Annotated in this window: 17 protein-coding genes and 3 riboswitches; of the genes, 7 read left to right on the top strand and 10 right to left on the bottom strand. The window is 56.2% G+C overall.

Annotated elements, in window-relative coordinates:
* Window positions 1–8: 8 nt before the first annotated feature.
* Window positions 9–1385: an 8-oxoguanine deaminase gene (locus RSQ48_RS08395; protein ID WP_415302340.1), complete on the bottom strand. Its 1377-nt coding sequence runs from the start codon at window positions 1383–1385 to the stop codon at window positions 9–11.
* 453 nt (window positions 1386–1838) lie between these two features.
* Here RSQ48_RS08395 and fmdA point away from each other — a divergent pair, with 453 nt between their 5' ends.
* The 6 genes from fmdA to RSQ48_RS08365 all read left to right on the top strand — a co-directional run bounded on the left by fmdA (window position 1839) and on the right by RSQ48_RS08365 (window position 11029).
* Entirely contained in the window at window positions 1839–3038 is a 1200-nt protein-coding gene (gene fmdA / locus RSQ48_RS08390; protein ID WP_003800092.1) for a formamidase, read from the top strand.
* 57 nt (window positions 3039–3095) lie between these two features.
* On the top strand, window positions 3096–3383 hold the full coding sequence (locus RSQ48_RS08385; RefSeq protein WP_131071774.1) for an FmdB family zinc ribbon protein: 288 nt from the start codon (window positions 3096–3098) through the stop codon (window positions 3381–3383).
* A gap of 243 nt (window positions 3384–3626) precedes the next feature.
* A complete protein-coding gene (locus tag RSQ48_RS08380) occupies window positions 3627–5864 on the top strand; it encodes a TonB-dependent siderophore receptor (RefSeq protein ID WP_415302339.1) in 2238 nt (745 codons plus the stop codon).
* 202 nt (window positions 5865–6066) lie between these two features.
* Window positions 6067–6825 (top strand): sulfate reduction electron transfer complex DsrMKJOP subunit DsrO, encoded by a 759-nt coding sequence (gene dsrO, locus RSQ48_RS08375; protein ID WP_131071772.1) that lies wholly within the window; start codon window positions 6067–6069, stop codon window positions 6823–6825.
* Between the two features lie 9 nt (window positions 6826–6834).
* Entirely contained in the window at window positions 6835–7884 is a 1050-nt protein-coding gene (gene nrfD, locus RSQ48_RS08370) for an NrfD/PsrC family molybdoenzyme membrane anchor subunit (RefSeq protein ID WP_131071771.1), read from the top strand.
* Window positions 7885–7903: 19 nt separating this feature from the next.
* The gene (locus tag RSQ48_RS08365; protein ID WP_415302338.1) at window positions 7904–11029 is read left to right on the top strand and encodes a tetrathionate reductase subunit A; all 3126 of its coding nucleotides are present in this window, start codon (window positions 7904–7906) and stop codon (window positions 11027–11029) included.
* 200 nt (window positions 11030–11229) lie between these two features.
* On the opposite strand, the gene RSQ48_RS08360 is transcribed toward RSQ48_RS08365, so the two are convergent.
* From RSQ48_RS08360 to RSQ48_RS08340, 5 genes are all read right to left on the bottom strand, one after another.
* On the bottom strand, window positions 11230–12564 hold the full coding sequence (locus RSQ48_RS08360; RefSeq protein ID WP_301605604.1) for a sigma-54-dependent transcriptional regulator: 1335 nt from the start codon (window positions 12562–12564) through the stop codon (window positions 11230–11232).
* Window positions 12549–14282: an ATP-binding protein gene (locus tag RSQ48_RS08355; protein ID WP_415302337.1), complete on the bottom strand. Its 1734-nt coding sequence runs from the start codon at window positions 14280–14282 to the stop codon at window positions 12549–12551. The genes RSQ48_RS08360 and RSQ48_RS08355 overlap by 16 nt, the downstream gene beginning before the upstream one ends.
* A gap of 147 nt (window positions 14283–14429) precedes the next feature.
* Entirely contained in the window at window positions 14430–15749 is a 1320-nt protein-coding gene (locus tag RSQ48_RS08350) for a dicarboxylate/amino acid:cation symporter (RefSeq protein ID WP_415302336.1), read from the bottom strand.
* A gap of 47 nt (window positions 15750–15796) precedes the next feature.
* The gene (locus RSQ48_RS08345; RefSeq protein ID WP_415302335.1) at window positions 15797–17236 is read right to left on the bottom strand and encodes an aspartate ammonia-lyase; all 1440 of its coding nucleotides are present in this window, start codon (window positions 17234–17236) and stop codon (window positions 15797–15799) included.
* 436 nt (window positions 17237–17672) lie between these two features.
* Window positions 17673–17885: a hypothetical protein gene (locus RSQ48_RS08340; RefSeq protein WP_415302334.1), complete on the bottom strand. Its 213-nt coding sequence runs from the start codon at window positions 17883–17885 to the stop codon at window positions 17673–17675.
* Between RSQ48_RS08340 and RSQ48_RS08335 the strand changes: the two genes are divergently transcribed.
* Window positions 17866–18396, top strand: a complete 531-nt coding sequence (locus RSQ48_RS08335; RefSeq protein ID WP_415302333.1) for an AAA family ATPase — start codon at window positions 17866–17868, stop codon at window positions 18394–18396. The genes RSQ48_RS08340 and RSQ48_RS08335 overlap by 20 nt on opposite strands.
* Before the next feature lie 189 nt (window positions 18397–18585).
* Here the strand turns inward: RSQ48_RS08335 and RSQ48_RS08330 are convergent, their stop codons facing one another.
* The 4 genes from RSQ48_RS08330 to RSQ48_RS08315 all read right to left on the bottom strand — a co-directional run bounded on the left by RSQ48_RS08330 (window position 18586) and on the right by RSQ48_RS08315 (window position 22548).
* A complete protein-coding gene (locus RSQ48_RS08330; protein ID WP_003800116.1) occupies window positions 18586–19221 on the bottom strand; it encodes a riboflavin synthase in 636 nt (211 codons plus the stop codon).
* 151 nt (window positions 19222–19372) lie between these two features.
* Window positions 19373–19517: riboswitch (FMN riboswitch) on the bottom strand.
* A gap of 57 nt (window positions 19518–19574) precedes the next feature.
* Complete coding sequence (locus RSQ48_RS08325) at window positions 19575–20324, bottom strand: SDR family NAD(P)-dependent oxidoreductase (RefSeq protein ID WP_415302332.1); 750 nt, start codon at window positions 20322–20324, stop codon at window positions 19575–19577.
* Between the two features lie 152 nt (window positions 20325–20476).
* Complete coding sequence (locus tag RSQ48_RS08320; protein ID WP_003800121.1) at window positions 20477–21769, bottom strand: LLM class flavin-dependent oxidoreductase; 1293 nt, start codon at window positions 21767–21769, stop codon at window positions 20477–20479.
* Window positions 21766–22548: a 3-oxoacyl-ACP reductase gene (locus tag RSQ48_RS08315; RefSeq protein WP_131071764.1), complete on the bottom strand. Its 783-nt coding sequence runs from the start codon at window positions 22546–22548 to the stop codon at window positions 21766–21768. The genes RSQ48_RS08320 and RSQ48_RS08315 overlap by 4 nt, the downstream gene beginning before the upstream one ends.
* Window positions 22549–22598: 50 nt before the next feature.
* Window positions 22599–22696, bottom strand: a riboswitch (TPP riboswitch).
* 67 nt (window positions 22697–22763) lie between these two features.
* A riboswitch (TPP riboswitch) is annotated at window positions 22764–22871 on the top strand.
* Window positions 22872–22920 lie beyond the last annotated feature (49 nt).

Raw genomic sequence — 22920 nt, 5'->3', positions numbered from 1 at the left:
TACTGAACTTAAGCCGTCACTGCGCCGGACAGTGCCTTGTCACGCAAACGACGTGCGGCGCCTTGATGACGCTGCATCAAATCGTGTTGATCAATCCCGCAGACCTGGCCGTCAATGACACGCCACTGACCTGCGACCATCACGCGGTCAGCGCGGTCCGCACCGCACAGCAATAAGGCAGCCAGGGGGTTTTCCGCACCCGAAAAACGCAATTCATCAAGAGTGAACAGGGCCAGATCTGCTTGCTGTCCAACGTTCAGACCGCCAATATCGTCCCGGCCCAAACAACGGGCCGAACCCTGGGTGGCCCAACGAATGACGGCTTGATGGGTGACCTGCCCTGGCTGGTAACGCAGCCGGCCTAACAACAGGGCCTGCCGCATTTCCTGAGCCAGATTGGAGTGATCGTTGGAAGCCGAACCATCAACCGCCAGACCAACCGGTGCGCCTGCCGCTTCCAGCTCAATGGTGCGGCACAGGCCACTTCCCAACACCATACTGGAGGAGGGGCAATGGGCGATGCCGGTCCCTGCCCGACCCAGGCGTTGAATTTCTTCGTCATTGAAATGAATGCCATGCGCCAGCCAGGTACGATTGCTCAACCATCCCTGCTGATCCAGGTAATCAAGTGGACGCATGCCAAAGAGGCGTTCACAGTAGGCGGTTTCATCGTCGGTTTCGGCCAGATGGGTATGCAAACGCACGTCTTCGCGCTCGGCCAGTTGGGCACTTTCACGCATGAGCTCACGGCTGACAGAAAAAGGCGAACAGGGAGCCAGCGCCAAGGTAATCATGGCGCCGTCCTCGCGCTGGTGATACTGGCGAATCAGGCGCAGACTGTCATCCAGAATGGTTTGCTCGTCCTGCACTACGATTTGCGGCGGTAAGCCGCCCTGCTCGCGGCCTACACTCATGGAGCCTCGCGTCAATGCCGCACGAACGCCCAGACGCTGGGCCGTTTCAGCCTGACAGTCAATTGCATGCTGCAAGGCGCCCGAAAACACATAATGGTGGTCAGCCACCGTAGTGCAGCCCGATTGCAGCAGCTCCACCATCGCCAGCTCACTGGCCACCTGCATCTGCTCATCATCCAAGCCTGCCCATACGTCATACAGGGTGGTCAGCCAGGGAAACAACGGTTTGTTCAAGGCGGGGGTATAGGCCCGGGTCAAGGTCTGATAAAAATGATGATGAGTATTGACCAGACCGGGCAGCAATACATGATGTGAGGCGTCCCAGGTTTGGTCATAGGCCTGTCGCGGTTGCTGACCAGACGCTACTTTTTCGATAATGCGGCTGTCTTGAATCAGCACGCCACCGGCGGCATCCGCGTCAGAACAAGCCAGTGGATGTCGAATCCACAGGATGGGGGAACAGCTAGTCACAAGGGTGTCTCCTGCGTTTTATTTGCTTTTATTGTTGTCAGTTCAACTTGCTGTCTTATTGCGCGTTGGTGATAAGGGTTATTCGGAGCCTTACGAACCAAGCCCCCTTTTCCGTGTCTGGCCTTGAATCTGCTTGGGCCATTAAGAAACTCGTATGTCTTCTATACGAATTAGCGTATGTCCATACCCTTTTAATTAACGGTACGCGCCGACATAAAAAACCTGCGCCAGATCAGGATTTATCCTCTAGACAAAAAGCGCGGTTTATTGTTTTTTAATCGCTTAATGTCTAAATCATTGACTCACTTAAGAAATTATTTACTGGCAAAAAAATGCATATAAAACCGTTGCTTGGCTGATTTTGACCATGCTTGTCCAGTCGTGTTAATGGTGTGGTCAAGCGCCTGAAAAAGCGCCTTGGTGCGAACCTCGCACACATACTTCGGAGAACACATGCAGCATATAAAAATCAAACCCGGCGCACCCCTGGCCGAACAAGCTGAAATAGGGCACAACCGATGGCATCCTGATATTCCCGATCTGACCAGCGTCAAGCCGGGTGAAGAAATGATTCTGGAATGCCTGGATTTTCTGGATGCCCAGATTAAAAACACCGATAGCGCCAACGACGTGCGCGACGTTGACCTGACCCGCGCTCACCCCCTGACCGGCCCGATCCACGTGGAAGGCGCCGAGCCCGGCGACATTCTGGTGGTGGACCTGCTGGATATTCGCTGTATTACCCCGGTGGGTTTCTCGGGCATTTTTGCCAAAGAGAACGGCGGTGGTTTTTTGGCCGAGCATTTCCCCGAAGCCGACAAGGCCATCTGGGACCTGCATGGTGTGTATGCCACCTCGCGGCATATCCCTGGTGTACGCATCGCTGCCATGATGCATCCCGGCCTGATCGGCACCCTGCCCTCGCATGAGTTGCTGCGTGAGTGGAATCGTCGGGAAGCCTTGCTCGTACCCAAGGGCCACGCCAATCCACCCGACGCCAAGACAGCGGTGCTGCGCGGTGTCAAGGGCGCGGAATTTGACCGTATGGCTGCCGAAGCCGCCCGTACCGTGCCCCCGCGTGAGCACGGCGGCAACCTGGACATCAAGAATCTGACCATCGGTTCGCGGATTTACTTCCCCGTGTACGTCAAAGGGGCTGGCCTGTCCATGGGTGACTTGCACTTCTCCCAGGGCGATGGCGAAATCTCCTTTTGTGGCGCCATTGAGATGGACGGCGCGGCCCACCTTGGCTTTGACCTGATCAAAGGGGGCATGGCCAAATATAATCTGACCGCGCCTATCTACGTGCCGGGCCGCCACGATCCCAAGTACGATCAGTGGATGCACTTTACCGGGATCAGTGTGGAAGAAGGCGTGAACTACTATCTGGACTCCACGGTCGCGTACCGTCAGGCTTGCCTGGCGGCGATTGACTACATCAGCCGCACCACGGACTTGTCGCGCGCGCAAGCGTACATGCTCCTGACGGCCGCTCCCGTTGAGGGTCGTTACGGTGGCGTGGTGGACCTGCCCAACAGCTCCGCCTCCCTGGCCTTGCCTACCGGTATTTTTGATACCGATATTCTGCCTAAGGGTGCCTTGAATGATGCCGCTCGTTTTGGCCGTCCAGGCACACGCTGTAAGCTGAGCTAATCGGTCCATGGCCCTGGTCTTTCATTGAGACCAGGGCCCGTTTCACTTGGATTTGCCATGCCTTTGTACGACTATCTTTGCAATCATTGCTTGCAACGCAGCAGCCATTTGCGCAGCATGGCTGCTCGCAACGACCCTCAAGTTTGCCCTGCTTGTGAAAAAGGCAGTCTTTTGCTGCAGCTGAGTGCTCCTCGGCGTCTGTTCAGCAAATCCAGCCCCGCGCGGGGCCTGACCCCTCAACAAGCCCTGGCCGGCAATAATGTGACTGGCCCCGGCACGCGCTCCAGTACGCGCAACTCGGTTATCCATACTTGCATGGGCCCTGGCTGCAGTGTCTGCGCTTGAGCGCATTCACCCTGTCTACCACGCACGCTGCCCATCTTGACAAGGGCTTTGTCTTGACCGGCAGCGGCTGGGTGTCGGGCTGAATGCGCCGATCCCTTTGTATCGGCCATACGAAATTATCACTTTGTAACACCGCTCACCTTGTTTATAATCACGAATCAATCTCATTATTACTAGGTGTTAATCATGTCGGTGTCCTCCTCTTTCGCCGCTACGCGCCGTAGGCCTGGCGGTGTCCCCTTTATGTCCCTAAGCAGTCTGGCTGTAGCGATGAGCTTGGCCTTCCCTGTTCAGACGCGAGCGCAAGAGGTCGAGGAACTGGAGCGCATCGTGGTCAAGGCCGAACAAGAGCTCAAGCAAACCTTGGGGTCGTCTGTCATCACCGCCGACGACATCCAGAAATCCCCACCCGCCAACGACATCTCCGAAGTGCTGCGCACCATGCCGGGGGTCAACCTGACGGGTAATTCAGCCAGCGGGCAGCGTGGCAATAATCGGCAAATTGATATCCGCGGCATGGGCCCGGAAAACACGCTGATTCTGATTGATGGCAAACCGGTCAGTTCACGCTCTGCCGTGCGATTTGGTTGGCGGGGCGAACGCGATTCCCGCGGCGATACCAACTGGGTTCCTGCCGAGCAGATCGAACGAGTAGAAGTGCTGCGCGGCCCAGCCGCAGCTCGTTACGGTAACGGAGCAGCCGGAGGAGTGGTCAATATCATCACCAAGCCCACCACCGACACGTTCCAGGGCTCCTATTCTCTTTATGGGAATGTGCCCGAACACAGCGATGAAGGGGCGACACGCCGCATGAATTTTGGCCTGAGCGGCCCCATCAGCGAATCCCTGTCCTTTCGCCTATACGGAAACCTGAACAAGACCGATGCGGACGACCCGGAGATCAATAAAGGCCACCAGACCGAACGCGGGGGGGCCAACGCCAACAGTCTGCCTGCCGGGCGTGAGGGGGTGCGCAACAAGGACATCAATGGTCTGCTGTCCTGGCGTCCCGACAGCCGCCACACGGTGGACCTGGAGGTTTTCTACGGCCGCCAGGGCAATATTTACACCGGCGATACCCAAAACACCAATACCAATGATGAGGTCAAACGCCAGTTGGGCGACGAGACGAACAAAATATATCGTCAAAGCTATTCCCTGACCCATCGGGGTGATTGGAATGACAAAACCAACACGCTGGCGTATGTGCAGTACGAGAAAACACGCAACTACCGTCTGCTGGAGGGCCTGGCGGGCGGGACCGAGGGGGCATTTAATGACCCGTCCCGTGTGAACGATGGGGGATTTGGTACGGCTGACCTGAGCACCCTGACCGCCCATGCCGAGGCCAGTCATCAATTCAAGGCCGGCAGTATTGAGCAATACGCAACGGTCGGTATGGAATGGGTTGGTCAGGAACTCAACGACACGTCCTCGGACTTGGCGCAACGCAACCCTACCCGCATCCCTGGCGTACCGACGGCCTACAAGCCCAAATCGCGAGCCAATATTTATTCGGTGTTTGCTGAAAACAATATTTACGCTACCGACCAGACGACCGTTACACCCGGGCTGCGCTTTGACTACCACGACAAGCATGGCAGCAACTGGAGCCCGTCACTCAATCTCACGCATGCGGTAACTGACAACTGGTTGTTCAAAGCCGGTATCGCCCGCGCCTACAAGGCTCCCAACCTGTATCAAAGCAATGATGGCTACACCTTGTACAGTCTCGGTAACGGTTGCTGGGGTAATACGTCATCGAGCACGACAGGTTGCTTCCTGCAGGGTAACTCGGACCTGAAGGCAGAAACCAGCATCAACAAGGAGCTGGGAATTGAGTATGTCGGTGACGGCGGCCTGGGTGCAAGCCTGACCTACTTTCATAACGACTACCGCAATAAAGTGGAAGCAGGACGTTTTGCAGTAGATAGCTTTACCGCCCTGAATAAGCAGCAATTGATTCTGCAGTGGGAAAACATTCCCAAAGCCGTGGTTTCAGGCCTGGAAGGCAACCTGACCTGGCCGGTTGCCCCGAACTGGCTATGGTCAACCAACTTCACCTACATGATTGAGTCCAAAAACAAGACCACTGGCGAAGCGCTGTCCACGATTCCCAAATACACCATCAACACTACCTTGGACTGGACGGTAAACGCCGACTGGTCCTTGCGGGCCAAAGCGACGTTCTACGGCGAACAAAAGCCACCCAAATACGACTACTACGGGCAGACTCTGACAGGCTCTGCAACCGACAAGGTCTCCCCGTACGCCTTATTTGGTCTGAGCACCCAGTACAAAATTAACAAGCGGATGCATATCACCGCGGGTGTCGACAATCTGTTTGACAAACGCCTGTTCCGGCGCGGAAATGCAATCGGCGTGAACCTGGGGACGCCCAACTACATCTATGGCGCTGGCGCTCATACGTTCAACCAGCCTGGCCGTACTTTCTTCCTGAGTCTGGGCGGGACTTTTTAAGTATTTTTCTTTTTAAATCAGTCTTATACAGCCCCTTCTGAACGAAGGGGCTTTTTTTTGTGCCCATTATCACTGCATATCAACATTTCAACCTTTAAATGTTCTTTTTGACTTTCATCAAGACTGTAACTTCGTATTCTTAATATGCTTATAACTGTAAATAATTTAAATGGGTTAAACCCAGGCAAAAAAAGGAAAACACATGATTCCAACCGCCGAGCCCAAACCGGGCAAGCGACGTTTTCTTAAGGAATTACTGGGCCTGAGCGCCGGTGCCACCATTATTCCTATCCAGCCTGTCCAAGCGGCCATGAACAGTCAGCCTCCCCGCCGCAGCGGTGGGAAAGAGGGGGCCCGCTACGGCATGGTGGTGGATCTACGAAAGTGTATTGGTTGTCAGGCCTGTACGGTCAGTTGCTCGATCGAAAACGCCCCGCCTATCGGGCAGTTCCGAACCACGGTTCTGCAATACGAGGTGCTCGACGACCAGCAGCAGGCGGCCATGCTGAGCCTGCCGCGCCTTTGCAATCACTGCGATAACCCACCCTGTGTACCTGTCTGTCCGGTACAGGCGACATTTCAGCGTGAAGACGGGGTGGTGTTGGTGGATAACGAGCGCTGTGTCGGCTGCGCATATTGTGTTCAGGCCTGTCCTTACGACGCCCGCTTCATTAACCATGAAACCCAAACTGCCGACAAATGCACGTTCTGTGAACATCGCCTGGAAGTGGGCTTGCTGCCGGCCTGTGTAGAAAGCTGTGTGGGTGGAGCGCGTGTCATTGGTGACATGAACGATGAAAACAGCACGATTTCCCAACTGCTCAACGAGCACAAAGAGGAAATCCGCGTTCTCAAACCCGGCATGAATACCAGCCCCCATGTGTTTTACATCGGCTTGCCAGACGAGTTTGTCGATGGTGTGGATGGTCAGGCCAGCGTGCGTCTGACCAATCAGTTCTAAAGGGCCGATATGTCTATTATTGAAATTCTGACCCCCGCCTATGAAGTCGCCTGGCTACCTTGGGCGGTCCAATACTTTTTTCTGGTAGGCATGGCCGCCACCAGCACGGTCTGGGTATGGCGTTGCGCCTGGTCTCGCGATCCCGCTTTGCGTCGTTTGGAACCCGCGCTGATGATTGTGCTGCTGTGCAGCAGCATCGCCGCGCCCGTGTCCTTGCTGGCCGACTTGCACCAACCTGGCCGTTTCTGGCATTTCTATGCCCACTTCACACCTTGGTCCTGGATGTCATTGGGCGCCATTCTGTTGCCTGTGTTCGTCGGATTGTCGGTGGCGAACGTACTGGCCTGGTGGCTGGACAAACGCGCTTTGTGGCGCGGCCTGAGCCTGGCCCTGCTGGTCTCGGCCGTGTCGATTCTGGTTTACAGCGGCTTTGAAGTGATGGTGCTGCGTTCACGTCCTTTGTGGAACACCGCGTTTTTGCCGGTAAATTTTGCGTTGACAGCAGCCCTGGCCAGTTTGGGCGCACTGTTACTGGTTGCCCGCTTTCTGCCCGGTGGCGTGGCCGGTCTGCCGATGAACTATATACGCCGCTGGTCGTTGGGTGTGGTGCTGTCCCTGATCCTGGTGGCCCTGCTGTGGCTTGGCTCCGGTTTGATGGGTGAGAGTCGCTCTTTTGCTGCCGCTCAGGAGCTGTTCCAGACCTACCCGGTATGGCGTTTGGGCTTTCTGGGCTCTTGCGCTTTGGGTCTGCTGCTGCTTTATATGCTCAGCCGCCCGGCCGAGACGTTGCAAGGCACGTGGTATAGCTTGCTGTGTGCCGCCTTCATGCTTGGCTCTGCCTGGGTGTTTCGCTGGATTATTTTCATGGCGGTGCAGGGTGTACCGAAATATGGTGCTGGTTTGTACCTCTACACCATGCCTTTGGGCAGTGATGGACTGCTGGGCATGCTGGGTGTGCTCGGCCTGTGCATTGCCTTGATTGCCGCCAGCACCACCCTGCTCTCTCTGTTCCCGGCCCGGCATGCGCCGTTGACGGCCCAGGCCGCACAGACCCACTAGATTTCAGGTACTTATCGTCATGAGCAAGAAAAACGAAACCCCCGATCTGTCGCGTCGACAGGTCCTGACCCGCGGCGGCGTTGCTGTGGGTGGTCTGGCTGCTTTTGCGGCCGGTTACAGCGACACCGTGGTCAAGGCGGTACAAGGTCTGGGTCAAGGCACAGCCGGAGCGCCAACCGCCCATGCTACCCGCGGCAACTCTCTGCAAGCTGAATTCCGGATCGATCCGGTTACCGGCTTGCTCGACACGCAGCCTGGCCAGATTGTCAGCCCTTCCAGTTGCCTGGGCTGCTGGACCCAATGTGGGGTGCGTGTGCGCATTGATACGGAGAACAATAAGATTCTGCGTATTGCCGGCAACCCCTACCATCCCTTGGCCACCACCCAGTCTGCCCCCATGGAGCAGCCGGTACGCGAGGTTTACGCCATGCTCGGTGGTGAAAATGGACTGGAAGGCCGTGCCAGCGCCTGCGCGCGTGGTGCATCCATGCTAGAGCAGCACAGCAGTCCTTATCGTGTTCTCTCCCCCCTTAAGCGTGTTGGCCCGCGCGGCTCAGGGCAATGGCAACGCATCAGCTTTGAGCAACTGATCGAAGAGGTTTGCGAAGGCGGCAACTTGTTTAACGAAGGCCACGTCGACGGATTGCGGGCCATTTGGGACCATGAAACCCTGATAGATCCGCAAAACCCCGAGTTTGGCCCACTTGCCAATCAATTGTTGTTCACCGATGCGGCCAACGAAGGTCGTACGCCGCTGGTCAAACGCTTTGCCGAACAAGCGTTTGGCACGATCAACGTCAGCAACCACGGCTCTTATTGCGGTCAGAGCTTCCGCGTAGGCACTGGCGCTGCCATGGGCGATATCAAAGGCATGCCGCATGGCAAGCCAGATTGGAAAAACGCCCGTTTTGGACTGTTTATTGGCGCGGCACCCGCTCAATCCGGCAACCCCTTCCAGCGCCAAGGTCGCGAGCTGGCGGAAGCCCGTTCGCGCCCTGAAAACACCTTTAAATACGTGGTTGTTTCCCCGATCCTGCCAACCTCGTCCAGCCTCGCCTCGGGCAGCGGCAACCGCTGGCAGCCTGTCCTGCCCGGCACCGACTTGTCGTTGGTCATGGGCATGTTGCGCTGGATTCTGGAACAAGAGCGCTTTGATGTGGAGCATTTGTCCCTGCCCCACGCCCCGGCCGAACAGGACGAAAACACGGCTTCCTGGACTAACGCCAGCCATTTACTGATTGCTGATCCTGAGCACCCTGGTTTTGGCCGCTACTTGCGCGGTACCGACCTGGGTTGGGAAGTGACCGAAGGAGCGGAATCACCCTTTATCGTTCAGGACGAACAAGGTGAGCTGCGCGCCCATACCGATCTGGATCGCGCGACGCTGTTTGTCGACCGTCTTGTTGATCTGGACGGCAAGGATGTACGCGTCTGTACCGCCTTGCATATGCTGCGCGAGCGCAGTCAGGAGAAAACCATTGCCCAGTACGCCCAAGGCTGTGGCATGGAAGAAGAAGCCCTGATCGAGCTGGCGCGAGAGTTCACCAGCTATGGCCGGCAGGCAGTGGCCGATGCGCATGGTGGCACCATGAACGGGTCGGGTTTCTACACGGCTTATGCCATTGCCATGTTGAATACCCTGGTGGGCAACCTGAACCTGAAAGGGGGCCTGGTGCTGGATGCGGGCCCATTCGGGCCTTTTGGACCGGGACCACGCTACAACTTTGCACAGTTTCCTGGAAAAGCGACGGCCAAAGGCGTGTCCTTGTCGCGCCATCGTTTCGCCTATGAGAAATCCAGCGAGTACAAACGCCGCCTGGCAAAAGGTGAAGCCTTATACCCGGCTCCTGCTCCCTGGTACCCCGCGGTGGGCGCCTTGAGCAGCGAAATGATTGCCTCCGGGCTGAATGGCTATCCCTACTCGGCCAAGGTCTGGATCAATCACATGAGTAATCCGGTCTACGCGATCGCGGGCTTTAAAAATGCGCTGCTGCACAAGTTGAAAGATCCGGCCGCCCTCCCGCTGTCGATTTCGGTCAATCCATTCATCAACGAGACCAATGCTTATGCAGACTACATCGTGCCGGACACGGTCACCTATGAAAGCTGGGGGGTGTCTGCGCCTTGGGCCGACGTAATCGCCAAGTCCTCGACCTTGCGCTGGCCGGTTGTTCAGCCCCGCGTGGAGCGCACGGCGGATGGTCAGCCGATCAACTTGGAAAGTTTCCTGTTTGCGGTCGCGCTACGTCTGGAACTGCCCGGTTTTGGCAAGGGTGTCCTGAAAGACAAGGCGGGCAATACCCATGATTTGTTGTGCGCCGAGGATTTCTACCTGCGGGGCATGGCCAACATCGCGTTTGGTGCAGGTCGTCCGGTGGGCGATGCCTCCGATGACGATATGCGCATCACGGGTGTCGACCGCCTCTTTCCAGAGCTGCAATCGCGCTTGCATCCCGAAGAGCAGCGTAAAGTGGCCATGTTGCTGACCCGCGGTGGACGCTTCGATCGAATTGAAAACGCCTGGAAAGGCAATCAGCTGAAAAATCGCTACGACAACGCTTTACAGATCTGGAACGAAGATCTGGCCAAGATGCGTCACACCATGACGGGCGAACGACTCAGTGGGTGCCCCACCTGGTACCCTACCCGTCTGGCCGATGGCAGCCCGATGCGCGAACATTTCTCTGAACAGGAGTGGCCGCTGCTGATGAGCTCCTACAAATCCAACTTGATGAGCTCCATGTCGATTGGCATGTCCCGTTTGCGCCAGGTGCATCCGCATAACCCGATCTCATTGAACCTGGAGGATGCGAAGAATATGGGTATCCGTAACGGAGATCGTATCCGGGTCAGTACGCCAGGCGGAGCCGTCGAAGGCGTGGCGTTGGTACGCGGCGGTATCATGCGCGGGGCCATCGCGATCGAACATGGGTTTGGTCATACCGAGCTGGGCGCCCGCTCTCATCACATCGACGGTGAGGCCACCCCCCATCTGGCGGATCTTGCGGCTGGCGTGAACCTGAACGAGCTGGGTTTTGCGGACCCAACCCGTGGCGACGGTCAGGACAACGTGTGGATTGATTGGGTTTCAGGAGCTGCCGTGCGTCAAGGTTTGCCAGCCCGCGTGGAGAAGTTGTCGGCTTAGAAAAGACGACCCGGGTCTCCTAAGGCCGTGAAAGGCAAAGAACGCCGACTCTACGTTGAAGAGTCTGGCGTTCTTTTTTGCCTCGTCAAACCGGCACGATCTGGTGCTTGCCCGCCCCAGCGCGTAGCGATTGCGTAGTGCGGGCCTGTTCAGGCGACGTAACAGACAGGGTCGGCCGCCCATGCCCAGACAGACCAGTTCTAGGACGCCAACAGGCCGTACTTGCGGATCTTGTCGTGCAGCGTACTTTTGGCTATGCCCAATTCCTGCCCGGCGCGAGTCAAGTTATGGTGATGTCGTTTCAAGGCTTCAGCGATTAAGGCGCGCTCGACCGCTTCAACGGTGTGGACCAATGAGGTCGGCACGGTTCCTGGAGCGGCTTGCTGACCGGGCAAGGCGCTGTTGACCCCCAGCACGCAGCGATCGGCGAAATTGCGTAGCTCGCGCACATTGCCCGGCCAATGCCAGCCCAGCATAGCCTGCAAGCGCTCGGAGTCTGGCTCCAGCGCCGGACGATCATGCCGAGCCGCCGCCAACAAGGCAAAATGCTCAAACAAAAGGCCAATATCCTCACGGCGTTCGCGTAAGGGCGGCAAGGGCAAGGTCGCCATATTCAAGCGGTAATACAAGTCGTGACGAAACAGGCCTTGATCGGCCAGGGCCAGTAAATCAACTTTCGTCGCCGCAATGACGCGGCAATTGATGGCGATGGATTGATTAGAACCCAGACGCTCCAGCGTGCGCTCCTGTAAAACGCGCAATAGCTTGACCTGCATGGCCATCGGCATGCTTTCTATTTCGTCCAGAAACAAGGTGCCCTGGTGCGCATGTTCGATTTTGCCGATCACCCGCTTGCCTGCACCCGTAAAGGCCCCCGCCTCATGACCAAACATCTGACTGTCGAACAGACTGTCGGACAGGGCGCCGCAATTGACTGCCACAAAATTACCGTCCCTGTTGGGCCCTAGATCGTGCAGACAGCGCGCCACCAGCTCTTTGCCGGTGCCGGTTTCGCCAAAAATGAGTACATCGGCGGCACTATTGCCCAGATTGCAGATCAGTTCGCGCACCTTGGACATGGGACAGGAGTTGCCCAACACGCGAGCCTCAATGGACTGCTTGTCTTGTAATCGACCCTGCAGTGCTTTGATCTCAAAGCTCATTTGACGTCTGTCCAAGGCGCGCGATACCACCTGCACAAAATGTTCGGGCGAAAACGGCTTCTCAATAAAATCGTAAGCCCCCATTTTCATCGCCTGAACAGCCATCGACACATCGCCATGACCAGTAATCAGCACCACAGGCAAGTCGCTGTCCAGCTGTTGCAGTTGCTGCAGCAAGCTCATGCCATCGGCACCCGGCAAACGTACATCGGACACGACAATGCCTGGCCAGCCATTGTGCAGGAGGCGCAAGGCCTGTTCTGCGCTCTCGGCCTCCTCCACCCGAATTCCTTCAAGCTGCAAGGTTTGGCTACAACCCAGACGCACATTGACATCGTCTTCAACGATGAGAACGGTTAGCCCTTCGTACATTTTTCTGCTCCAGGAAAGGGAAGCACAATGGTGAACACGGCGCCACCACCTGGCAAGTTATCGGCTGTCAGACTGCCGTCGCAATGTTGAATAATACTCATCGAAATAGCCAAACCCAGCCCCAGCCCTGTACCACTTTCTTTAGTGGTGAAAAATGGCTCGAATAGATGCAGCCGAGCATCCTCGCTTAATCCTGGGCCATTGTCCTGAACCCGTATCGCCACCTGCTGACCTTGCCGCTGGCTGCTGAGCTGAACAACAGGGTGCGTGTTTCGTGAGGCGCCGGCATCAATCGCATTACTCAGTAAATTAACGATGACCTGTTCAAGACGGTTGGGATTGCACTGCACTACCCCTGCATCGTCTGCCAATTGAATCTGGATTGTTGCACGATGCTGGCGAATCGCGGGTTCGAGAATCAACAGCGCCTGATCGATAATCGCGCTCAAATCTGTCAGTTCTGAATGGCCTGGCGACTTGCGGGCAAATTGCTTGAGCTGAGAGGTCAGCGCGCCCATGCTGTCGACCAGATCATTGATGCGCTTCAAGTTGGCACGCACGGTATCCAGATCACCGCGCTCCATGAAGCGGATGGTATTTCCTGACAAGGTACGCAAGGCAGTCAGGGGCTGGTTCAGTTCGTGGGCCAGGCCAGTAGACAATTGCCCGATGACCGCCAGTTTGCCAGCGTGAATCAGGCCCGCCTGGGTTTCTTCCAGCGAACGCGTACGTTCTTCTACTTTGCGTTCAAGCTGAGCATGTGCGCGCTCCAGCTGAACGCGAGCCAAGGCACGGTCACGCTGTTGCTGCCGGCGCAAATACCAGCTGACCAGCATCACAAACAGGCATACAAGCCCCAAAGCGGCCAACACGGCGTACAGACGCGCCATGGAATAGACCAGATCGGTGGGTAAAAACAGGGTCAAGGTCCAGCCGTTCGCACCAAACGGAATCGTCTGGGCCAGCAGGAGTCCGCGGGTGTCATCCTCGGCTCCCGACGCCCTGCCATCAGAAGGCAAGGACACCAGCTGCGCATCCTGGCTCAACACGCTCTGGGTCAGTAAATTCAGGGGAACAATGGGCAAACCATTGTACTGGCGGGTCTGGTGCAGATGCAGTTGTACATCTTCGCTGAGGGGCTGACTGGCAGTAAATTTCCAGGCGGGCACCGAAGACAGAATCGCCACACCATAGTGATCGGACACTATCACCGGCGCTTGAGCGTGGGTCCATGAATCCTGCAGGCGATCCAGATCCACCTTGATGACGGCCACGCCGATCACCTGCCCTGCCTGGGTGATGGGGGAGGAAATGTAATAGCCGGCCTCACCCCGTGTGGTTCCAACTCCAAAAAAGAATCCGGGCCGTCCTTCACGCGCTTCGGTGAAATAATGGCGGTAGGAAAGATCTTCCCCCAGATAGCTATCGGCCTCTTGCCAGTTGCTGGTCGCCAGAACCTGACCCTGACGGCCGAGGATATAAATCACGCGGGTCTGGGCGCGCTCGTTCAAGCGCTCCAGATGACGGCTGACCTCGCGCGAGGACCGGGTGCCCCGCTCCAACAGCCCCACCACTTCTTGATCCAGCTCCAGCATCTTGGGCAGATACTCATACTTCTCGACTTCGTGGCGTAGTGTCAGCGCATACAAATCCAGACGCTGCCGCCCCGACTCCTGCAAGCTGGACAGTCCGAATGATTCACCAGCTCGGTAAGCCATCACGCCCGCCAAGGCTGACAGTGACGCAATCAATATCAGCAACAACAGGACTTTATGAAGACGAATAAATCGGGGCAGATGCATAAAACGTAGCGGCCACTTACGTAGAATATTTAGTAAACAGCCGCTATATCGACACGGAAGACGTCAGGCGACAGCCGGTGCTGAGTCCAGGCCTGCCTGCTCGGGCTGGGGCTGTGGTGAGCCTGTCGCCTTGCTGTCCGTCTGGTCAGGCGCATCGATGGCACCTTCCCATTTGGCGACAACGGCTGTGGCAATGCCGTTACCCAATACATTTGTCGCAGTGCGGCCCATGTCCAGAAAGTGATCAATGCCCATGATCAATAATACACCAGCCTCAGGCAGTCCAAACATAGGCAAAACTGCTGCCACGACGACCAGCGCAGAGCGTGGTACGCCGGCAATACCTTTACTGGAAATCATCAACACCAACAGCATGATAATTTGCTGTTGCATGGTGAGCGGCACGTCATATGCCTGAGAGATGAACAGCGCCGCAAAAGCGGTATAGATCATGGAGCCGTCCAGGTTGAAGGAATAACCCAGCGGGAGGACAAAACCGATAACACGCTTGCGTACACCGAACACTTCCAGCTTTTCCATCAAACGAGGATAGGCGGCTTCGCTGGAGGCCGTCGAAAAGCCCAGTAACATCGGTTGACGGATTTCTTTGAACAGGGTGAATACCCGGCCCTTGAGCACCAGAAATCCCGCGGCAAGCAAAATCGCCCACAGCACCACCAAGGTGGCATAAAAGCTGCCCAGAAACTTGCCATAGACGGCCAAAATACCCAGCCCTTCGGTCGTGATGATATTGGCAACAGCGGCAAACACGCCCAGTGGTGCAAAGTACATGACGTAGTTGGTGACGGTCAGCATCACTGGCACTGCGCCCTCAATCGTTTGCGCCAGGATGTTGGCCTGAGGGTTACCACGCACTTTGCCCAAGGCCAGTCCAAAAAATACCGAGAACACCAGGATCTGCAAAATCTCGTTCTTGGACATGGATTCAAAAAAGTTACGTGGCACAACATGCGTCAGAAACGTTTTCAGATTCAGCGCCGAGGTATCCACCCCCAAATGAGCCGATTCGGCCGGCAAGGGAATGCCAACATTCGCACCAGGCTGGAAGATATTGGCAAAAATCAACCCTACCGTCAGCGATACCAGCGAGGCCAGCAAAAACCAGCCCACAGCACGGCCCCCGATACGACCAACAGTTGCCGCATCATCCATGCTGGCCATACCGGCAACCAGCGTGGCGAAAATCAACGGAGCAATGATCATCTTGATCAAGCGCAGGAACATATCCGTCACCATGCCAAAGTAGCTGGCAATGGCATGCGCCTGTTCAGGGGTGTCGGCCATCTTGTGGCAGATATAACCCACTACCACGCCCAGTACCATGGCAATCAGAATCCATGTGGTTTGCTTATTCAGCTTCATGCGTTCATCTCCCGTATCGGCCCGTGCGCGGGCCTGTCGGTTTTTAATTAAAGAGTTTGTTCCGTGGTTTTGGAGGCGCGCGGCGCGATCAGTTGCTCAGGCTGTAAGGCCTGAGCCAGTTCGTCCACGCTTAACAAACCTTGCTCCAGAATCAGCTCAGCCACCCCTTTACCGGTTTCATGCGCCTGCTTGGCAATAGCGGTGGCCGCGGTATAGCCGATCAACGGATTAAGCGCCGTGACCAAGCCGATGGAGTTGCTGACGCTGTCTGCCAGACGCTGGGGATTGGCGGTAATCGCGTCCACGCAGTAGTCGGCCAAAATCATGCATCCACGCTGCAGATGACGCAGGCTCTTGTAAAGACTGTGGGCGATAATGGGCTCAAACGCGTTAAGTTGAAGCTGACCGGCTTCGGCTGCAAAGGAGACGGTCACATCATTACCAAAGACTTCAAAGGCAATCTGACTGACGGCTTCTGGGATAACGGGATTGACTTTGCCGGGCATGATGGAAGAGCCCGCCTGGCGAGGAGGCAAATTGATCTCACCAATGCCTGCACGTGGACCACTTGAGAGCAAACGCAAGTCGTTGCAAGTCTTGGACAAGGTGACGGCAATGCGTTTTAAGGCACCGGACAGCTGTACGAACGCGCTGCAGTCCTGCGTGGCCAGAATCAGATCCGATGCGCTACGCAGACTGATACCCGTGTTCGAGGACAGCAGGCGCGTAACCAGTTCGGCATAGCGTGGCTCCGTATTGATCCCCGTCCCGATCGCCGTCGCGCCTAGATTGATTTCACACAGCTCTTGCATGGCCTCGGTCAGGCACAGGCGATCTTTGGCAATCATGCCGGCGTAAACCGCAAATTCTTGCCCGAGTGTCATGGGGACTGCTTCCTGCAACTGCGTGCGCCCCATTTTCAACAGATCTTTGAAAGCGTGAGCTTTGCGATCAAAGGCTTGCTGCAAATACTCCAAGGCAGTCAGTAAACGGGCCGCACCCTGATAGGCAGCCAGTTTCAAGGCGGTGGGGTACACATCATTGGTAGATTGCCCCAGGTTTACATCCTCATTAGGGTGAAGGAACCCGTACTGCCCGCGTTGGTGACCCAGAATTTCCAGAGCACGGTTAGCGATCACTTCATTCGCATTCATATTGGTAGAAGTTCCTGCCCCCCCCTGAATCACATCCACCACAAAATGGTCGTGATGCTGGCCAGCCTCAATTTCCCGGCACGCCTGCACAATCGCTTCTTTCTTGGCGGCATCCAATGCCCCCAGTGCATGGTTGGCCTGTGCGGCGGACGCTTTAATCTGTGCCAGGGCTCGGATCAAATCGGGGTAGTTGGCGATAGTTGTCGCCGTAATCCTGAAGTTTTCGACGGCTCGCAAGGTGTGTACGCCAAAATACACCGAGTCAGGTACGGGGCGCGTACCCAGCAGGTCTTTCTCCAGACGAGTGTTAGCCGTTGCGGCGCAATCAGTCATGTCATCTCTCCGTTTTTATTAAGGGCCCCCAATACTGGGGTTCTTGTACGGAGTTAAAAGCAACAACTGTGCCAAGACTCTTTGCTGACATTAGTCTATTGAAAAACAAGTCATTTTTTGTGTGCTGATTGTATTAGCACCAACAATACGCCCCTTTCCGTTCGGATTTCCGAACAGAACAAACCCTAAAAAGACGGAAATCCGAACAGAAAGCATCTGACCGTACACGTGTGCCCATGCGTTGATCGGTAGCCAGCCGTGTACCCTGCCGCTTCTTCACCAAAACCGCCCTCTTTTTGTTGTAGACATTCTTTTTCAATGCTTATATTTCTTTTCCGTTAATTGCATTTTATTATTTATGAAAGATGCCTACTTACCAGCGTGTTAGGAAGTTATGTACTCAAGGCCAGGCATTTCACCATTTCCCGTCCCAGCCTTAAAATAAGGCCACTTCCCTCCTTCCCTCCTTCCCTCCTTCCCTCCTTCCCTCCTTCCCTCCTTCCCTCCTTCCCTCCTTCCCTCCTTCCCTCCTTCCCTCCTTCCCTCCTTCCCTCCTTCCCTCCGGTCTTAGTTTCGGGGCGCGGCGCATCGTCGCCAAGCCTTTATCCTTTGTTGATCTGGATTTCTTTATGTCTACATTTGTCCTCATTTCCGGCTGCTCCGGCGGCGGTAAATCCACTCTGTTATCCGAGCTACAAAATCGTGGCTATACGGTTATCCAGGAGCCTGGACGGCGTATCGTGCAGGAGCAGTGGGTCAATGGTGGCTCCGCCCTCCCCTGGCAGGATATGGAGGCCTTCCTGAAAGAAGCGATACAGGTCGCGCAGACTGACTACTCAACCGCGCCCAAAGATGGCCCTTGGGTATTTTTTGATCGAGGATTGATTGACGCCGCAGCTGCTTTAGAAGAGTTAACAGGTACTCCACTGCTGGACGAACTCAACAAGACTCACCCTTATCATTCACAGGTGTTCTTTACGCCCCCCTGGCCTAAAATATACGAAGTTGATCCAGAGCGCCGTCACGACATGAACGCGGCTTTGCATGAGTATGAACGTCTGGAGCGTGTCTATCCCCTGCTGGGATACCAAGTGCGCCTGCTGCCCAAAACAAGCGTAGAAAACCGCGCTGATTTTGTCTTGGAAACACTGAATCAATAACGGAGCAAGCTTTGGTGCGCAGCGCATCAGGCCATTGGAAAATGGCTGATCGTCACTAGAGTGGCTATGTTCTCTAACACCTGTACTGCATTTCATTCCGAGCTTTATGAGTGCTTAAAAAGCACAGACACACAAAAAGGGCCGCCAGTTTTAGAACTAGCGGCCCTTTGCACTTAACTCATGCGTGACTCAGTCTTTAAAACCAGGCATCACACGCGCCATCGTGCCTGCCACCGTACGCTCCAGCACGTCAACCAGAACAACCGTCTGTTGATCCACTTCGATATTGAGTCTATCGCCTGCCTTGTAACGAGAAAATGTTGTCTGGCGCAATGTTTCGGGAATCAGATTGATGGTCACAACGCCATCCTCCACGTCCGCCACGGTCAGGCTGCAGCCATTAACACCCAGAAAACCACGCGGGAACACGTATTTCGCCCAATCTTCCGGCATCTGAAAACGCAGACGGTTGCCGGCCTCGGTAATGCTCAGTTCCAGCACTTCAGCAGTCGTTGCGATATGGCCAGCCATCACATGACCACCAATTTCCTCGTTCAGCTTGGCCGATCGTTCGATATTGACCAGATCACCTGTCTTGAGCGTGCCCAGGTTCGTCCGCTCCAGCGTGACGGGAATCGCATCAAAAGTAACTTTGTGGCCGGAAATACTGGTCACGCTCAGGCATGTGCCTTCCACGCTGACACTGGCGCCCAGTTGCAGATCCACCAGCAATTCGTCGGTGAAATCAATTTCAAACTCGGTACGGCCCAGCTCGGCCTTGACCGCGGTAAGAGGACGAACCGCTTTAACAATTCCGGTATACATCAGCACGCTCCTTCGCAAAATTCATGCAAAAGACCAACGGCTAATGCAGGGGAGATTTTCAGATTTTTCATTTGAACGCATCCTTGATTAAACAATGCGTCCTCTGGGCAACAATAAAACACGTCGCTGCCTTGTGATCAAGGCAGCGATGCTTCATCTTCTTTCATCCGGACTCTCACCGTCGGCCCAGGTTTCTCACCTGATCTGCTGACCTTTCTCTGGCGGAAAGCGCTCGCGGGCTGGGGAATGGCTCCCTTACCGCCGGTGGGGAATTTCACCCCGCCCTGAAGACGTTTGCAGTGTAAGACCGGAGCCCAAGTCTAATCAAGCCAGACCAGGGCCGGTCGCCAAGCTTAAGCCTTGCGATGCACGCTCAAGCCTGCAAAGCTTTGCGCCACCGGCATCAACTCGATGTAGTTGACATTCATATGGGCAGGCGCGTTCATGATCCAGGCAATGGTGTTGGCGATGTCCTCGGGCGTCAGCGCATCCACGTTCTGGTACAGCGCAGCAGCTTTATCTTTATCGCCCAGACGAACGGTAGAGAAATCCGTACCGGAACAGAGGCCAGGAGCCACGGTAGACACACGAACGGCCGTACCCGACAGGTCGGCACGCAGGTTCAGGCCCAGTTGATGCACAAAAGCCTTGGTGGCGCCGTACACATTGCCACCTGCGTAGGCATATTCGCCCGCCGTCGAGCCCAGATTGATGATGTGGCCCTTGTTCTGCTTGACCATACCTGGCAGCAAAGCGTGCGTAATGTGCAGCAACGCGCTGATATTGGTGGCCACCATGGTGTCCCATTGCTCCAGCTTGGCATCCTGAGCCTTGTCCACGCCCAGCGCCAGACCCGCATTATTGATCAGCACATCGATATTGGGGAACCGGGCCATTAGGTCGCCGAGCACCGCATCTGCACGCGCACGATCCGTCAGATCCACGCTGACCGGAAAAAAACGCTCGCCCAGCTCGGCAGCAAGGGCCTCCAGCTTGTCCTGACGACGCGCCAGGCCCAGCACGGTATGCCCTTCAGCGACCAGTTTACGGGCCAGAGCAGCCCCAAACCCTGAGGAGGCCCCGGTGACAACGGCGGTTTTCATAGTGCGATCCCTATACAGCTCGCTGCTCGTTAAGCAGGCGACAATTAAAGCATTAAGGATAGCAAACTTCAGGAACTACGTAGCCCCTTCCCCCTAGGGAAAAAGCGGACAAATCCGTCCATGGCAATGCCCGCTTTTTTCTGCTCCGGGCATCAGGCCGCTGGACGCTCCAGGCCCAGATGCCCCCGCAAGCTGGTGTGCTCGTATTCCTGGCGGAACAGACCGCGCTTTTGTAAAACGGGGATGACCTGCTCCACAAAGTCACCAATGCCATTGGGCAAGGACGGTGGCATCAAGTTAAAGCCGTCGGCGCCCTCATTACGCCACCAATGTTCAATCTGATCGGCAATGGACTCGGGCGTACCGACCATGGTGCAGTGACCACCACCGGCAGCAATCCGCCCCAACAATTGCCGGACTGTCGGTTTTTCCGTTTCAATGATGCGCAGCATGGTGGCATAACGCCCCTTGGGGCCCTTGAAACTTTCCAGCGCAGGCAATGGCGGAACCGGTGCATCAAGCTCCCAGTTCATGCAGTCCTGCCCGACAAACATGCCCAGTTGCCGCAAGGAGGTCTGGGTAGGCAGCAATGCATCCAGCTCCTCTTGCTTGCGGCGCGCCTCTTGCATGGTGGAACCCACATAGGTCACCAGCCCCGGCATGACAGGCACATCCACACCACGACCCGCTTCACGCACGCGTCGTTTGATGTCACGGTAATAGGCTTGAGCCGAGGGCAAGTCATACGCCACGGCGTAAATGGCTTCGGCCTTGCGCGCTGCCAGATCCCGTCCCTGTTCAGACGCACCGGCCTGAAACAGCACCGGCTGTCCTTGAGGCGAGCGCGGCAAGGTCAGGGGGCCATCCACCAGGAAATGATCACCTTTATGCAGGATCTGACGCACCTGATCCACCTTGGCGTAATCACCCTGCCTGTCCATCACCAAGGCACTGTCGCTCCAGGAGTCGAACAGCTTCAGTGCGGTATCTACGAATTCTTCGGCTCGGGCGTAGCGCCAGGCATGGTCAGGCATGGCTTCATAGCCATGGTTACGTGCTTCGGCATCAAACATCGAGGTCACCACGTTCCAGCCCATCCGCCCTTGGGACAGATGGTCCAGGGAACACAACATGCGCGCCGCTACAAAGGGGGTGTAAAAGGTGCTCGAGACGGTGCTGATCAGACCAATACGCTCAGTGGCTCGCGCCAGCGCGGCCATCATGGTCAAGGGCTCCAGAAACCAGCGCGGTCCATCTGCCACATTATCGCTGGACTGACCATCGGCAAAGAAAATCGCATCCAGTTTGCCGCGCTCGGCAATCTGCGCCAGCTCTTCATAAAAGCGGATATCGCCCAAGCGCTCAACCTGGGATTCGGGATGGCGCCAGGCGGCCTTGTGATGTCCGCAGCCCATAATGAACAGATTGAAATGCAGTTGTCTCATCCGTTTTTCACCAATCCGCCGTCAACCACCAAATTTTGTCCTGTTACGGCACGAGCCCACGGACCGGCAAAGAACAAGGCCGCATCGGCAAATTCTTCGGGCGTGGTCACGCGACGCAGCGGTGTACTGGCCGCAATCAGATCAAACACCGCCTCGGGGGTAGCCGCGGACGCATCCGTTGTGCGCAACAAACCGCCGGAAATCATGTTCACGGTAATCTGATCCGGTCCCAGATCGTGCGACAAGGTGCGCGTCATGGACAACAAGGCGGCCTTGGCCGCTGTGTAGTCGTGGTAAGGCACCACAGGATTCTGGAACAGGTTTGTCCCGATATTGATAATGCGGCCAAAACCGGCCTGCTTCATGCCGGGCAAGGCAGCCTGCGTGGTGTTCAGGGCCCCACCCACAATCCCTTCCAGTTGCTGGTTCAATTGCGACCAGGTCAAGGTATCCGCATGAGGGCGGGCATCGCCGTTGAAGGAAAACTCGGGCAAGGCGTTATTGACGACGGTGGTGATGGGCTGACCAAAGTGCGCCTGCGCCTGGGCAAACAAGGCTTGTACAGCAGTCGCATCCCTCACATCCGCTTGCACCGCCAGACAGTGCTGCGGAAACTCGTCCGCCAGCGCCTGGGCAGCGGCTGCACTTTTCAGGTAATTGATGACAACTTTGGCGCCCTGACGTGCAAACGCACGCACCAGACAAGCCCCCAGGCCGCGTGCGCCGCCAGTGACCAGAACCAGTTGTTGGGAGAGTTCCGAGACGTGTTCCACAGGCATGACATTCCTTGCAAAAATTCGGCGAGGATGTCGGCCCGGTTCGGACGCAGGGCTAGAGCTTCGGACATCCCTTCGCCAGTATGAGCTGGATCAGGTTCGACGGGTTTTATCTCAGCCCTTTTCAAGAAGGACACCCCGTGCCGCAGGGCAGACCATAGCACAAAACACCGCCAACCGTATGATTGACAATTGAAAGAAGCTCTCCTACTCTTTGAGCCTGTTCCTGGGGGAGTCCTTGACGGGCTGAGATTCCGCATTGCAGCGGTAACCCTTAGAACCTGATCCGGATCATGCCGGCGAAGGGAAAGGAAACGCGGCCTGGCAGCCTGCCCGCTCTTGTCTGTGCGGCGCATTGGCAAGCGCACACGCCCC

It is taken from the genome of Alcaligenes sp. SJTW-7 (assembly GCF_047716895.1).
GTDB classification, from domain to species: domain Bacteria; phylum Pseudomonadota; class Gammaproteobacteria; order Burkholderiales; family Burkholderiaceae_B; genus Alcaligenes; species Alcaligenes ammonioxydans.
Note: the sequence above shows the minus strand (reverse complement) of the source record. Positions and strands in the feature narration are given on the sequence as shown.

Bases quoted from the DNA above. Each gene is read 5' to 3' on its own strand.
- fmdA (WP_003800092.1), top strand. From the start codon at position 1,839: ATGCAGCATATAAAAATCAAACCCGGCGCACCCCTGGCCGAACAAGCT.
- RSQ48_RS08385 (WP_131071774.1), top strand. From the start codon at position 3,096: ATGCCTTTGTACGACTATCTTTGCAATCATTGCTTGCAACGCAGCAGC.
- RSQ48_RS08380 (WP_415302339.1), top strand. From the start codon at position 3,627: ATGTCCCTAAGCAGTCTGGCTGTAGCGATGAGCTTGGCCTTCCCTGTT.
- dsrO (WP_131071772.1), top strand. From the start codon at position 6,067: ATGATTCCAACCGCCGAGCCCAAACCGGGCAAGCGACGTTTTCTTAAG.
- nrfD (WP_131071771.1), top strand. From the start codon at position 6,835: ATGTCTATTATTGAAATTCTGACCCCCGCCTATGAAGTCGCCTGGCTA.
- RSQ48_RS08365 (WP_415302338.1), top strand. From the start codon at position 7,904: ATGAGCAAGAAAAACGAAACCCCCGATCTGTCGCGTCGACAGGTCCTG.
- RSQ48_RS08360 (WP_301605604.1), bottom strand. From the start codon at position 12,564: ATGTACGAAGGGCTAACCGTTCTCATCGTTGAAGACGATGTCAATGTG.
- RSQ48_RS08355 (WP_415302337.1), bottom strand. From the start codon at position 14,282: ATGGCTTACCGAGCTGGTGAATCATTCGGACTGTCCAGCTTGCAGGAG.
- RSQ48_RS08350 (WP_415302336.1), bottom strand. From the start codon at position 15,749: ATGAAGCTGAATAAGCAAACCACATGGATTCTGATTGCCATGGTACTG.
- RSQ48_RS08345 (WP_415302335.1), bottom strand. From the start codon at position 17,236: ATGACTGATTGCGCCGCAACGGCTAACACTCGTCTGGAGAAAGACCTG.
- RSQ48_RS08335 (WP_415302333.1), top strand. From the start codon at position 17,866: ATGTCTACATTTGTCCTCATTTCCGGCTGCTCCGGCGGCGGTAAATCC.
- RSQ48_RS08340 (WP_415302334.1), bottom strand. From the start codon at position 17,885: ATGAGGACAAATGTAGACATAAAGAAATCCAGATCAACAAAGGATAAA.
- RSQ48_RS08330 (WP_003800116.1), bottom strand. From the start codon at position 19,221: ATGTATACCGGAATTGTTAAAGCGGTTCGTCCTCTTACCGCGGTCAAG.
- RSQ48_RS08325 (WP_415302332.1), bottom strand. From the start codon at position 20,324: ATGAAAACCGCCGTTGTCACCGGGGCCTCCTCAGGGTTTGGGGCTGCT.
- RSQ48_RS08320 (WP_003800121.1), bottom strand. From the start codon at position 21,769: ATGAGACAACTGCATTTCAATCTGTTCATTATGGGCTGCGGACATCAC.
- RSQ48_RS08315 (WP_131071764.1), bottom strand. From the start codon at position 22,548: ATGCCTGTGGAACACGTCTCGGAACTCTCCCAACAACTGGTTCTGGTC.